This window comes from Rhizobium leguminosarum, from assembly GCF_001679785.1.
GTDB lineage: Bacteria > Pseudomonadota > Alphaproteobacteria > Rhizobiales > Rhizobiaceae > Rhizobium > Rhizobium leguminosarum_R.
In genome coordinates, this window is the sequence record NZ_CP016286.1 from 570,729 (window position 1) to 583,967 (window position 13,239).

Below are 13,239 nucleotides of genomic sequence, written 5' to 3' on the forward strand. Positions count from 1 at the left end.
GGATGCAGCCATGCGAAAAGCGCATGGATTGATTCACAAATTATTCAACTTTGGCTAATTTCTAAGCAAAGAGAGGGACTTAAGCTTCGCTTGAAAGGCGAGCAGGTCGTTCCAGGCCAGCCGCTTGTTTACAGGTGCGGTTAACAGATCCTGCGGATGCAGGCTGGCTATGGCAGGAATGACACAGTCCGCAACGGCAATCTCCTTCCAACGGCCGCGCAACCCGTGAATCGTGTCGTTTTCGCCAAAGAAGAAGCGCGCCGAAAAATTGCCGAGCAGCAGGATCGCCTTCGGTTCGGCAAGCGCGATCTGCCGCTCGATGAAGGGTCGGCAGATGTCCATTTCCGCCGCCGAGGGCGCACGATTGCCAGGTGGTCGCCAGGGGATGACCTGCGTCAACAGAACGCTCGAGCGCGTCAGTCCGATCGCCGCCAGCATCTTGTCGAACAGCTGGCCGGATTTTCCCGAGAAGGGCATGCCCTCGCGATCGTCTTCGGCGCTCGGCGCCGAACCGATCACCATGATCCCGCTTTCTGCATCGCCGCTGGCAAAGATGGTCGAGCGGGCACTGTGCTTGAGGTTGCAGCCGCTGAAGGCTTCGATCGCGGTCTTGAGCTCGACGAGCGAGCGCGCGGTCTCGGCGACGAAGCGCGCCTGCTGCACTGCCTCGCCGTCCGGGATTGCCGGTTGCGGACCGGACGCCGCGCGTTCGGCAGGCGCTGGGCGCACCGCTGCATTCGGGCGCACCTGTGCCTGACCTGGGGCAGGGCGTTCCCTAGTGGCGGGACGTTGCTGCTGCGCCTGAGCCGCCGCCGGGCGGCGGGCGGCCTTCATCGCCTCGAACTCGGCGAAGCGGTCGATCGCCTCTTCCTCCAGCAGCCATTCCACACCGGCATCGGCATGGAAATGCAGAAGCGCTGCGAGCTCGGCTGGGGAAAGGTCGTTGGCGGAGATCATACGGGCAAGCTTAGCGGAGTGATAGAGGCATTGAAAGGGCACACGGCCGATTGCCCGTCCTCGTCTGCTCTATTGCACAGTCCATTGCGCGATGTCGTCGCGTTCGCCGATCAGCGCCAGGCCATGGGCGATCGACAACAGCTCGCCACCGCTTTCGATCCGGTCGCGCTCGAAGCGTTCGGTAAAGATGCGGCGCACCGCCGGCACGAAGGAGGTGCCACCAGTTAGGAACACCTTGTCGATCTCCGACGGTTTCGTCTCTGTCTTGTCGAGCACGTCGTCGAGCGCGCCTTCGATGCGGGCGAGATCATCGGCGATCCAGCCTTCGAAGTCGCTCCGCTTGATGCTGCGATGTCCGCTGCGGCCAAGCGGCGCGAAATCGAAAGGCGCCTCTTCTGCGGCCGAGAGCGCCATCTTCGTCGCCGACACCGCCTGATAGAGCGGGTAGCCCTCGTCATGATCGATCAGGTCGATGAAGATTTCGAGCTTTTCCGGTTCCAGGCTAGTGCGCACCAGCTTCTTCAGATCCTCGAATTCGCGCGTCGTCTTAAAGATCGACAGCTGGTTCCAGCGGCCGAAGCTGGAATAGTAGTTGGACGGCACTTCGAGGATCTTGTCGAAGCTTTTGAAATGGCTGCCCTTGCCGATCAGCGGCGCGACGATGTTGTCGATCATCCTGTAGTCGAAATGGTCGCCGGCGACGCCGACCCCGGAATGGCCGATCGGCGTTGCCGTCAGCCTGCCGGCGACGGTCTCGAAGCGGATCAGCGAATAGTCGGTGGTACCGCCGCCGAAATCGGCGACCAGCACGGTGGCGTCCTGCTTCAGGTTCTGCGCGAAGTAGAACGCGGCGGCGACCGGCTCGTAGACATAGTGGATTTCGGGAAAGCCGAAGCGCGACAGCGCCGCGTTATAGCGCTCGGTCGCCAGCGCCGGATCGGGGCTGGCGCCGGCAAAGTGCACCGGCCGGCCAGTGACGATGCGACCGACATCCGAAGGCCAGTTGTCACCGGCATAATTGCGCAGCCGCCGCACGAAGATCTCCATCAGGTCTTCGAAATTATGCCGCTTGGCGAAAATCAGCGTGCCTTGGAACAGCGCGCTCGCCGCAAAGGTCTTGATCGACTGCAGAAAGCGACATTCGCCGGGATTGTCGATGAATTGGCGGATCGCCGCATGGCCGGCCTCCACCTTCAGCGCCGAAGCGCCGAGCTGGGCATCCTTCATGAAGGAAAGCGCCGTGCGCATGCTGTCGGCCGTACCCTCCGTGCTCGTGAACGCCATCGAGCGCGTCGCCCCGCCATCCGCCATGGCGAGAACCGTATTCGTCGTGCCGAAGTCGAAACCCAGCGCCTGAGCCATGCCCGCACCTCTTCATGCCGATTGTTATTGGAGACGGAGCATCGCTCCGCGAAGGTCGCGCAGGAGCGCGCCCGGAATCAGGAGGGCGGGTGATGCCACAGGGGCGTGACACATTCAAGGGGGATTGAAGGCTCCTATGCCGCGCAGACACGCTGCTGTTTCCCTCTTCCTTCGCCGGAGAGAAGAGGGAGGTCGAAAGGTAAATCGGCAATGCCGAGGCTTGCAGGCGCCCTTTACTCGGCGGCCATCGCCCTTGCCTCTTCCAGCGCCGGCTCCTCGACCTTGTTGTGGCCGATCAGGCGGCCAAGGAAGTTTCCGAAGCGGTCCATCTCGACGAAGATGACCGGGGTGATGAAGAGCGTCAGCATCTGCGAGACGATCAGGCCGCCGACGACAGCGATGCCGAGCGGCTGGCGCAGTTCCGAGCTTGCGCCGGTGCCGAGCGCGATCGGCAGGGCGCCGAGCAGGGCGCAGAAGGTCGTCATCATGATCGGCCGGAAGCGTCGCACGCAGGCTTCGTGGATCGCCACCGTCGCCTTTTCGCCGGTCGTGCGCATGGTCTCCACCGCCACGTCGATCATCATGATCGCGTTCTTCTTGACGATGCCGATCAGCATCAGCAGGCCGATAAGGGCGATGATCGACAGGTCGAAACCCATAATATCAAGCGCCAGCAGCGCACCGAATGCCGCCGCAGGCAAACCGGAGAGAATGGTGAGCGGGTGGATGAAGCTCTCGTAGAGCACGCCGAGCACGACATAGATGGTCAGCACCGCCGCCAGGATGAGGTATGGCGTATTGCCCTGAGACTGCTCGAAAATCTCAGCTGTACCGCCATAGGAGGTGAAAACGTCGGCCGGCATGCTGATTTCCGTCTTGATCTGGTCGATCGCTGCCGTGGCATTGCTCAGCGATACGCCTTCCGGCAGGTTGAAGGAAACGGTGGTCGAGACGAGCTGGCCCGTCTGGTTGATTGTCACAGGGCCGACCGTGCGCTCGACATGCGCGAAGTTTGAAAGCGGCACCAGGCTGCCATTGGCCGAGGCGACACGGATTTCCGAGAGCTTCTGGTCATCCCAGGGCTTGCTCGTGTCGTATTCGACGATGACGTCGTAGCTGTCGCCGGTCGACTGGATTTCCGCCGCTGCATATCCGCTGAAGGATTCCTGCAGCGTCGTGCGCAGCGTGTCGTTGTCGACCCCGTAGGCGGCTGCCCGCTCGGTATCGATGACGATATTGGCCTGCAGCGCGTTGTTCTGGGCGTCCGAGGTCACGTCGGTGAAGAGGCGATCCTTGTGCATCGCCGCTTGGATCTTGCCGGCCCACAGGTTGGTCTGATCAGCACTCAGCGCCTGCACCACCAGCTGATATTGGCTGGCGGTCTGGCGGCCGCCGAATCGCAGGCTCTGGTTCGGTGTCACGAAGGCCTGCAGGCCGGGGATCTTGTTGATCGCCGTGCGCAGCTCGCGCAGCGTCTGGTCAAGCGGCGGACGGTCCTTCTTGTCCTTGAGTTCGACGAACATCGAGCCGTTGTTTTGCGGCTTGTTCGGGTTGCCGCCAATCGTCGACATTACGTGGTTGACCGCCGGGTTGGCCTTGACGGCGGCTGCTGCCTGCTGCTGCAGCGCCTCCATGGCGGAATAGGAAATGTCCTGCCGGGCCTGCGTGCTGATCGTCAGGCGGCCGATATCTTCCTGTGGGAAGAAGCTCGTCGGCAGCGTCATGAAGAAATAGATCGTCAGTGCCACCGAGCCGAGGAAAACGCCGAGGATTATGATGCGATGCTGAAGGCACCAGCCGACCGCCCTGTCATAGCCGCGCAGCGTCCGTTCGAAGCCGGCATCGAAGATGCGGATGATGAGGGGCGGGCGGCTCTGGTGGTTGGACAGACGCGAGGCGAGCATCGGCGTCACGGTCAGCGAGACGATTGCCGAGGAGATGATCGCAATCGCAACCACCATGCCGAATTCGTTGAACACGCGGCCGACAACGCCGCCCATCAGCAGGATCGGGATGAAGACCGCGATCAACGAAACCGACATGGAAATGATGGTGTAGCTGACTTCGCCCGCACCCTTGATCGCCGCTTCCCGCACGGGCATGCCTTCCTCGACATGGCGCAGGATGTTCTCGAGCATGACGATGGCGTCATCCACCACGAGCCCCACCGCGAGCGTCAGCCCGAGCAGCGAGATGTTGTCGATGCTGTAGCCGAGCACATACATCATGCCGAAGGTCGAGATCAGCGACAGCGGAACTGCAAGCCCGGGAATGATCGTTGCTGTCGCATGGCCGGTAAAGAGGTAGATGACGAGAACGACGAGGCCGATCGTGAGCAGCAGCGTGAACTTCACGTCGGAGATGGCATCGCGAATCGGCTTTGCGGCGTCATTCATGACGACCGTGTTGACGGAGGCCGGGATTTCGGCGTGAAGCTGCGGCAGCTTGGCGTTGATCGCATCGACGACATCGACCGTATTGGCATCCGGCTGACGCTGGATGGCGAGGATAATGCCACGCTGGCCATCATACCAGCTGCCGGTATACTGGTTCTCGACACTGTCTTGCACATCGGCAATATCGCCGAGGTGGATCGGCGCGCCGTTCGGATTGGCAATGACGAGCGAACGGAATTGTTCGGCGCTGGTGCGCTGCGTGTTCGCCGTGATGGTCATGCTCTGCGAATTGTTCTGCAGCGTTCCCACAGGCTGCTGGCTGTTGGCGGCAGCAAGTGCCTTGTTGACGGTGTCGATGCCGATGCCGCGGGTCAAAAGCTTGTTGGGATCGACCTCGACGCGCACGGCATAGGCCTGCGCACCGTAGACGCTGACCTGGGCAACGCCGGGAAGCGTCGAAAGCGACGGCGAGATGATGTTCTCGGCGATGTCGTCAAGCTTGCTGCGCGGCATGGTGTTGCTCTGCACCGAGAGCAACATGACAGGCGCATCGGCGGGGTTCGTCTTGCGATAACTCGGCGGCGTCGTCAGATTGTCGGGCAGTTGCCGGGTGGCATGCGAAATCGCCGCCTGCACGTCGGCTGCGGCCGCATCGATATTACGACTGAGGTCGAACTGCAGCACGATGCTGGTGCTGCCGAGCGAACTGGAGGCGCTGATTTCGGTGATCCCGGGAATGGTCTCGAACTGCTTGATCAGCGGCGTCGAAACCGAGGTCGCCATCGTCTGCGGCGAGGCACCGCTCAACTGTGCCGAAACGTTGATGGTGGGAAAGTCGACCTGCGGTAGCGCTGCGACGGGTACGAGCTGATAACCGGCAAGACCGGCCAGAATGACGCCGGTCGCAAGCAGCGTCGTCGCGACGGGGCGCTGGATACAGAAATTCGGGATCATTGCTGAGCTCCCACCGCGATTGTCTCGGAGGGCTGCTGTTGCCGAGGCTCTTCCGCGGAGGCGACATCAAGCGCCTTTTCGTCGAACTGCTCGTTGATCGCCTGCTGGTCGCTGAGCTGGCCCTGGCCCTCGACGACGACGTGATCGCCTGCCTGAAGACCCGATTCTATGGCGGTGAAGCCGCCATTTGCGCGGGCAACGGTGACGGCCGTCAGATGCGATTTGCCGTCCTTGGCGACGAAGGCGAAGAAACCCTCCGGGCCGGGGCTGACGGCAACCGTCGGCACCACCACCTGCTGTTCGTCATTGTTGAAATGCACGACGATGTTGACCGACTGGCCGGGCCAGAGCGCGCCGGAGGCATTCTCGAATTTCGCCTTGGCGAGGATCGTGCCCGAGGCGGTGTCGACCGTGTTGTCGTAGAAGCTGATCTCGCCCTTTCGGACTTGCCCCTTGGTGGAATTGGGGGCGGTGCTGACTTCGACCGGACCGCTTGCCAAAGCGCTCTTCAGCTCCCGCAGGTAGCGTTCTTGCAGGTGGAATTTCACATAGATCGGGTCGTATTTCGCAATGGTGACGATTGCCGAGCCGGCATTGAGGAAGGCGCCCTTGCTGACGGCGATATCGCCAAGCCGGCCATCGAAGGGGGCGCGGATGTCGGTGTGCTCCAGCAGGATCTGGTCGGAGGCCAGCGACGCCTTGTCGGCATCGACCGTGGCTGCGGCGGTATCGCGGGCGGCGACCGCCTGGTCGAGGCTCTGCTGAGTGCCGGCCTTCTCGTTGAAGAGGTCCTGCGCGCGCGTCAATGCGGTCTCGGCTTCCGAAAGGGTTGCCGCGTCGCGCACGATCATCGCATTGTCCTTCTCGACGGTCGCCTTGGCCGTCCGGTCGTCCAGCTTGGCGATCAGGTCGCCGGCTTTCACGGTCGCCCCATCCTGCGCATCGATGCTGACGATCAAGCCCTGTTCCTGTGCGGCAATCGTCGTATTGTCATCGGCATCGGCCCAGCCGGTCGCCGTCACATCCATCGGCAGCGTCGTTTTCACGGCGGCGACGGTCTTGACGACGGTCGGGCCGCCGCCGCCGCGTCTGCGCCCGCCGCCCTGATGTTGGCCACCGTCTTGCGCCTGATTGGCCTGCTGATCGGCTTGCGCCTGCTGCCCGCCGTCATTGCCGCCGGCCGGCTGCTTGATGAACTGCGAGAGGTAGGGAATGCGGGAGGCATAAGGGACCAGATTCCCGAATTGCCAGACGCCGATGGCGGCAATCGCGATAACGCTGACGGTGATCCAAAATTTCTTCATGGGCGGGAACCGGTCTTGAGCAAGGTTGCAAACTTTATGCTCTGATTGAGCTGCTTATATTGCGGCGCAAAAAGGACATAATTCCCGGTGTGCGATCACTAAGTGGTTATAATGGCTTAAAATTTTGTAATGAATATTCCGTAATATTCAAATTATACTAATATAGATCCAGTGTAGTCCGATGCCGTCCGACGGCGGCGGCGAGGGTTGGTTCGCCAGATGACGATGCCGACCCGTATGCCGTCCATCGCGCGGAAGAACACGGAAAAACGAGAGAAGGCAAGTCGTCATGACTGAGTTGGATGCCAGCGAATTTCGCTCTCTGATCGTAAGCCTATTTCCTGAACTCACGGCCTCCGTCTTCAAGCTGGCGGCGAAGGGCTGGGATTCGCTTGCCGTCGACGTCGATGACACGTTGATCTTCAAGTTTCCCCGCCATTCAAGTGCGGAAAGAGCGCTTGTGAAGGAAGCCGCCTTGCTCGACATCATTCGGCCGTCGCTGTCGATGGCGGTTCCCGACATGCGCATTCACGACGGGCCCCCGATCTTCTCCAGCCATGCCAAGCTCGACGGCGAACATCTCATTGCCGAAGATTACGATGCGCTTGGCGAACGCGATCGTCAGCGCCTCGCGGAAGATCTCGCGCGTTTTTACGCCGAGTTGCATGTGCTCGATGCCGATCGCATACGGTCCGCAGGTGCCGGTTCTGTCCAGCCATGGCAATCGCCCGAGACGGTGCGAGCGAAGGCTTTGCCGCTGCTGTCGCCTGAGATCAAGAGTTTTGCGCAGGCCATTATTTCCGATTTCGAAGCCTTGCCGCCCGATCCCTACGGCAACATCTACGGCTTCTTCGACGGTCATGGCTGGAACATGGCTTTCGACCATGCGCAGAGGAAGCTCAACGGAATTTACGATTTCGCCGATTCCGGCTTTGGCCCGCTGCACCAGGAATTCATCTACTCGAACTTCATCTCGCCCGATCTGACCGCACGCATCGTATCGGCCTATGAAATGCTGACCGGACGCAAGCTCGAGCGCCGGCGCATTGCGATCCTGACGGGTTTCCATCGTCTTTCCGAGCTCGCTGAACTGGCGGACGATCCGGCGAACGTCGAGCAGATGATCCGAAGCGTGGCGACATGGGCGGCGGCAGCCCACGTCGGCTGAGAAGGAATGTCAGACGGATCGTGCCGCGCCGCCGTCGCAGCGGATGAGCGAGCCGGTGATGTAGCTTGCCGGTTGACTGCACAGGAAGGCAGCCGTTGCTGCGAATTCCTCCACCCTGCCGTAGCGGCCGACTGGAATGCGCGCTTCCTTGTCGGTGCGGATCTCCTCGAGGCTCTTGCCGGTCCGCTTTGCCGCAGCTCCGTCGAGATCGTCGAGCCGCGCCGTCAGGATACTGCCCGGCAAGAGCAGGTTGGTGGTGACGCCGAAGCCCGCCACTTCGGAGGCAAGCGTCTTGCTCCAGCCGGCAAGGGCCGGGCGCAGCGTATTCGACAGCGCCAGATTGGCGATTGGTTCGATCACGCCGGATGAGGCAACCGTCAGGATGCGGCCCCAGCCCTGCGCCTTCATGCCAGGCAGCAGCGCATTGGTGAGCGTGATCACGCGAGCGACCATGGAGAGGAAATAGCTTTCGAGTTTTTCGCCCGTCATGTCCTCCGTAGTACCGGGCGTCGGCCCGCCGGTATTGTTGACGAGAATATCGAGACCGCCGAACTTCTCCTTCACCGCCGTCGTCGTCATCTCGACGAAGCGTTCGTCCCCGAGATCGGCCCAGATCCAGTCGGCCCGGCCTTTGCCTTCGCCATTGATTGCCTTGCAATTGGCCTCCAGCTGTTCGCCGCTACGCCCGCAGAGCAGCACGTTTGCGCCTTCACGCGCCAGCGCCACGGCGATGCCGAGACCGAGACCGCGCGAGGAGGCGAGGACGAGTGCCCGTTTGCCCTTGATGCCGAGATCCATGATTGTCCTCCGATAGCTTTGAGCGATGTATAAGGCGCAAGCGGCGGAAAAGGAAAGGGCATGCGACCGGTTCGGCAGCGTTTGATAATTGACGTTGACGTAAGCGTTATGTAATTCTGTTTCCCGAGGCGTCATCATTGTGCGAATTGGAAGATTGGCTGTCGTATCCCGGCTCGACAATGCTTTCTCGTTTTGACAAGAAAGTGCCATGACGGGGATGACGGCCGCGTGCCGCCAAGCGGAGACGAGTGAATGACCGAGACGACTGAGCTGCCCGAACGCGAGAGCATGGAATTCGACGTTGTGATCGTCGGCGCCGGTCCGGCTGGTCTGTCGGCGGCGATCCGGCTGAAGCAGGTCAATCCGGAACTGTCGGTCGTCGTGCTGGAGAAGGGCGCGGAAGTCGGCGCGCATATCCTCTCGGGCGCCGTGGTCGATCCGATCGGCATTGACCGGCTGCTGCCCGGCTGGCGTGACGAGGCCGATCATCCGTTCAAAACCAAGGTCAGCGCCGATCACTTTCTGGTGCTCGGTCCGGCCGGCTCTGTTCGCCTGCCGAATGTTCTGATGCCGCCATTGATGAACAATCACGGCAACTACATCGTCTCGCTCGGAAATGTCTGTCGCTGGCTGGCGACCAAGGCCGAAGAACTCGGCGTCGAGATCTATCCGGGTTTTGCCGCAACCGAAGTGCTCTACAATGACCAGGGTGCGGTCATCGGGGTCGCCACCGGCGATATGGGCATCGAGAAGGACGGCGAGCCCGGCCCGAACTATACCCGCGGCATGGAACTGCTCGGCAAATATACCCTGATCGGTGAGGGCGTGCGCGGCTCGCTCGCCAAGCAGTTGATCGCCAAGTTCGATCTGCAGAAAGACCGCGAGCCGCAGAAATTCGGCATCGGCCTCAAGGAACTCTGGCAGGTCAAGCCGGAAAACCACAGGCCGGGCCTGGTGCAGCACTCCTTCGGCTGGCCGCTCGGCATGAAGACCGGCGGCGGCTCTTTCCTCTATCACCTGGAAGACAATCTGGTCGCCGTCGGCTTCGTCGTCCACCTCAATTATAAGAACCCCTATCTCTATCCCTTCGAGGAATTCCAGCGCTTCAAGACCCATCCGGCCATCCGCACCACCTTCGAGGGCGGCAAGCGCCTGTCCTATGGCGCCCGCGCCATCACCGAGGGCGGCTATCAGTCGGTGCCGAAGCTGACCTTCCCCGGCGGGGCGCTGATCGGCTGTTCGGCCGGTCTCGTCAACGTGCCGCGCATCAAGGGCAGCCACAATGCGGTGCTGTCGGGCATGCTGGCCGCCGAGAAGATCGTCGCCGCGATCGCGACCGGCCGCAGCCATGACGAGGTGGCCGAGATCGAGAATGAATGGCGCAAGGGCGACATCGGCAAGGATTTGAAGCGGGTGCGCAACGTCAAGCCGCTATGGTCGAAGTTCGGCACCGCACTCGGCGTGGCGCTCGGCGGCTTCGACATGTGGACCAACCAGCTGCTCGGCTTCTCCGTCTTCGGCACGCTGAAGCATGGCAAGACGGATGCTGAGAGCCTGGAGCCGGCGTCGCAGCACAAGCCGATCGCCTATCCCAAACCCGATGGCGTCTTGACCTTCGATCGCCTCTCCTCGGTGTTCCTGTCGAACACCAATCACGAGGAAGACCAGCCGGTGCATCTGCAGGTCAAGGACATGGCGCTGCAGAAGCGTTCGGAACACGACATCTATGCCGGTCCGTCGACACGTTACTGTCCGGCCGGCGTCTATGAATGGGTGGAAAAGGACGGCGAAGAGGTCTTCGTCATCAACGCCCAGAACTGCGTGCACTGCAAGACCTGCGACATCAAGGACCCCAACCAGAACATCAACTGGGTGCCGCCGCAGGGCGGCGAGGGGCCGGTCTATCCGAATATGTGATGCGGATTATCCCCACCGCGACAATTCTTGCGTGCTGACGCCTTCGTGATCGCCTTCTGCCGGAGGCTGTTAGCCGTTCGTTAACCATAATTTCCTTAGCTTGCGACATCAAGTTGACGCACTAAGGACACATTCATGACGATCTCCCGCCGGGGCTTTCTGATCGCTCTGCCGCTTTTCGTGGCCGGCTGCTCTTCGACCGGTCTGAACAGCCAGACGAATTATGCCGCACTTCCGGACGAAAAATTCCCGTTGAAGCAGGTGCCGATCGACAAGATCAAGCCGGAGCTCCGCCGCCAGGAAGTGGCCTACGAAACCGCGCATGCCGCCGGCACCGTGATCGTCGATACACCCGCCCGCCGCGCCTATTACGTCCTCGGCGGCGGCAGGGCGATGCGTTATGGCGTCGGTGTCGGCCGCGAGGGGCTGGCCTTTGCCGGTAACGCCTATATCGGCCGCAAAGCCGAGTGGCCGAGCTGGACGCCCACCGAAAACATGCAGCGCCGCGAAGAGCGCTATCGCAAGCTCGCCGGCGGCATGCCGGGCGGCCCGAACAACCCGCTCGGTGCGCGGGCGATGTATCTCTATCGCGGTGGCAACGACACGCATTTCCGCATTCATGGCACCAACCAGCCGCAATCGATTGGTCTTGCCATGTCGAGCGGCTGTGTCCGCATGATGAACCACGACGTGATCGACCTCTATAGCCGAGTCGAAGTCGGCGCCAGGGTCGTCGTCATCCAGGCCTGATGTGTCCGCTCGAAGCTCGGTAACGACGCCCTCTCCATTGAAAAAGCCGCCGCAGCGATGGCTGCAGGCGGCTTTTCCGTCAGCTTTGGTTTTGGATTTCAGTGGCGTGGCGATACCTGTCGAAAGCGCCACGCCGATGCCGGTGATCACGGCGGCGCTGATTTCCGTCATGCCGATCGCTTCGCCAAGCAGCAAGCCGCCGCCAAGCGTCGCGAGCACCGGCGTCAGCGCCGTAAAGGCGGCGGCCTGAGTTCCGCCGAGTGTTCTGACGGCGGTGCCGTAGGCCACCATGGCGACGAGGCCGGAAAGGACGCCCTGGCTCAGCACCTGCAGGCCGATCTCCGGGAGAGTAGCCTCTGGCAGCGAGACGCCGAAGATGAGGGCAAGCGCGCCCATGATCAGGAAAGACCAGACGGCGATCAGGGCGCTCGCCTGCACGGCTGTCAGACCGGAGCGGCGGAAGCCATGCGTATAGCTTGCCCAGAGAATGGCGCCGGCCGGCAGTAGCACGAAGCTCGTCCATGGCAGCGAGGCGTCCGCGAGGCTGCGCGTGAGCAGGATCAGCACGCCGGCGACGATCGCAACGAGCCCCGCGATGCGGGTGCCGTCAGGTCTTTCGCGAAACAGCACAATGCCGATCAGCGCCGCAGCGAGCGGCATGGAGCCACCGAGCAGTATGCCTGAGGAGGCCGCCGGCGTGGAATGGATTGCCAGCGTCGTCAGCAGGAAGAAGACGGCGCCGGAACCGGACACCATAATCGCCAGCAGGTGAAGCGGCAGGGCCTTCGGCAGCAGTCCCGTCTTCAGCCAGACAGGCGAAAGCACCAGCGCCGGAATTCCGAAGCGGATCAGCCCGATATCGATCGAGCCGAGCGGTGTTGCGGCGCTGTGGCGGGTGACGAGAAACCATGTCGCCCAAATCAGCACGGTAACAATGCCGCCAGCATAACCCAGTAGCTGCGACGGCGACTTGTCGTTTGTAAATGCAATGGTGGTCATCGTCTCAATCCTTTCTTCCGTCCGGAACTTGTCCGGTTGAAGAAAAGATTAGCGCCAGAGGCCGAGGCATGTCCTTGCTATCTATGGCTCTCAAATGATGCTATGCGCAATCTCCTGCCAATTAGTGCCAACTGGGATCGCAGAAATGCCAAATCTCGATAAATTCGATATCGCCATCCTGAAGTGCCTGCAGGAGGATGCGCGCGCTACCAATGTCGAGATCGCCGAGAAGGTGAACCTTTCGCCGTCGCCCTGCCTGCGCCGCATCCGCAATCTCGAACGGTCCGGCATCATCCGCGGTTACACCGCGGATATCGACCGCAAGGAGGTCGGTCTCGGCCTCACTGTCTTCGTCGAATTCAAGGTCGTCCATCACAGCCGCGAGAATTCCGAGGCGCAGCAAAAGGCGCTGCTCGCCATCCCCGAGATCGTCTCCTGCTTCCTGATTTCGGGTACCGCCGATTTCCTCGCTGAAGTGGTGGTGGAGGATCTCGCCGCCTATGAACGGCTTCTGACCGAAACGCTGTTGACCCTGCCGAATGTCAGCGACATCCGCTCGAACTTCGCCATCCGCAGCATCAAGACGCACGGGCCGTTGAAGCTGCCCGAGGGAAAATAATTCCCCTCGGGCTTG

9 protein-coding genes and 1 pseudogene are annotated in these 13,239 nt (G+C 61.6%); 4 read left to right on the forward strand and 6 right to left on the reverse strand.

Annotation, left to right across the window (positions count from 1 at the left end; all coding sequences use genetic code 11):
- Positions 1 to 54: 54 nt before the first annotated feature.
- From BA011_RS03040 to BA011_RS03055, 4 genes are all read right to left on the reverse strand, one after another.
- Positions 55 to 957: a uracil-DNA glycosylase gene (locus tag BA011_RS03040; RefSeq protein WP_065279403.1), complete on the reverse strand. Its 903-nt coding sequence runs from the start codon at positions 955 to 957 to the stop codon at positions 55 to 57.
- A 69-nt stretch (positions 958 to 1,026) separates the two neighbouring features.
- Positions 1,027 to 2,319, reverse strand: a complete 1,293-nt coding sequence (locus BA011_RS03045) for an Hsp70 family protein (RefSeq protein ID WP_065279404.1) — start codon at positions 2,317 to 2,319, stop codon at positions 1,027 to 1,029.
- Between the two features lie 233 nt (positions 2,320 to 2,552).
- Positions 2,553 to 5,669, reverse strand: a complete 3,117-nt coding sequence (locus BA011_RS03050) for an efflux RND transporter permease subunit (RefSeq protein ID WP_065279405.1) — start codon at positions 5,667 to 5,669, stop codon at positions 2,553 to 2,555.
- Positions 5,666 to 6,973: an efflux RND transporter periplasmic adaptor subunit gene (locus tag BA011_RS03055; RefSeq protein WP_065279406.1), complete on the reverse strand. Its 1,308-nt coding sequence runs from the start codon at positions 6,971 to 6,973 to the stop codon at positions 5,666 to 5,668. Before BA011_RS03055 ends, BA011_RS03050 begins: the two co-directional genes overlap by 4 nt.
- Before the next feature lie 289 nt (positions 6,974 to 7,262).
- Here BA011_RS03055 and BA011_RS03060 point away from each other — a divergent pair, with 289 nt between their 5' ends.
- Positions 7,263 to 8,141 carry a phosphotransferase family protein gene (locus BA011_RS03060; protein WP_065279407.1) on the forward strand — a complete coding sequence of 293 codons (879 nt, stop codon included), beginning with the start codon at positions 7,263 to 7,265 and terminating at the stop codon, positions 8,139 to 8,141.
- A 9-nt stretch (positions 8,142 to 8,150) separates the two neighbouring features.
- Here BA011_RS03060 and BA011_RS03065 read toward each other — a convergent pair whose 3' ends face one another.
- Positions 8,151 to 8,939 (reverse strand): SDR family oxidoreductase, encoded by a 789-nt coding sequence (locus tag BA011_RS03065; RefSeq protein WP_027665175.1) that lies wholly within the window; start codon positions 8,937 to 8,939, stop codon positions 8,151 to 8,153.
- Between the two features lie 252 nt (positions 8,940 to 9,191).
- Here BA011_RS03065 and BA011_RS03070 point away from each other — a divergent pair, with 252 nt between their 5' ends.
- The gene (locus BA011_RS03070) at positions 9,192 to 10,856 is read left to right on the forward strand and encodes an electron transfer flavoprotein-ubiquinone oxidoreductase (protein WP_065279408.1); all 1,665 of its coding nucleotides are present in this window, start codon (positions 9,192 to 9,194) and stop codon (positions 10,854 to 10,856) included.
- Positions 10,857 to 10,991: 135 nt separating this feature from the next.
- Positions 10,992 to 11,606, forward strand: a complete 615-nt coding sequence (locus BA011_RS41045; RefSeq protein ID WP_151343530.1) for a L,D-transpeptidase — start codon at positions 10,992 to 10,994, stop codon at positions 11,604 to 11,606.
- A 102-nt stretch (positions 11,607 to 11,708) separates the two neighbouring features.
- Here the strand turns inward: BA011_RS41045 and BA011_RS03075 are convergent.
- Positions 11,709 to 12,605, reverse strand: a pseudogene (locus tag BA011_RS03075) (DMT family transporter); the annotation flags it as partial.
- A 97-nt stretch (positions 12,606 to 12,702) separates the two neighbouring features.
- On the opposite strand from BA011_RS03075, the gene BA011_RS03080 reads away from it, so the two are divergent.
- Positions 12,703 to 13,224, forward strand: a complete 522-nt coding sequence (locus tag BA011_RS03080) for an Lrp/AsnC family transcriptional regulator (protein ID WP_186806551.1) — start codon at positions 12,703 to 12,705, stop codon at positions 13,222 to 13,224.
- The last annotated feature ends 15 nt before the right edge of the window (positions 13,225 to 13,239 follow it).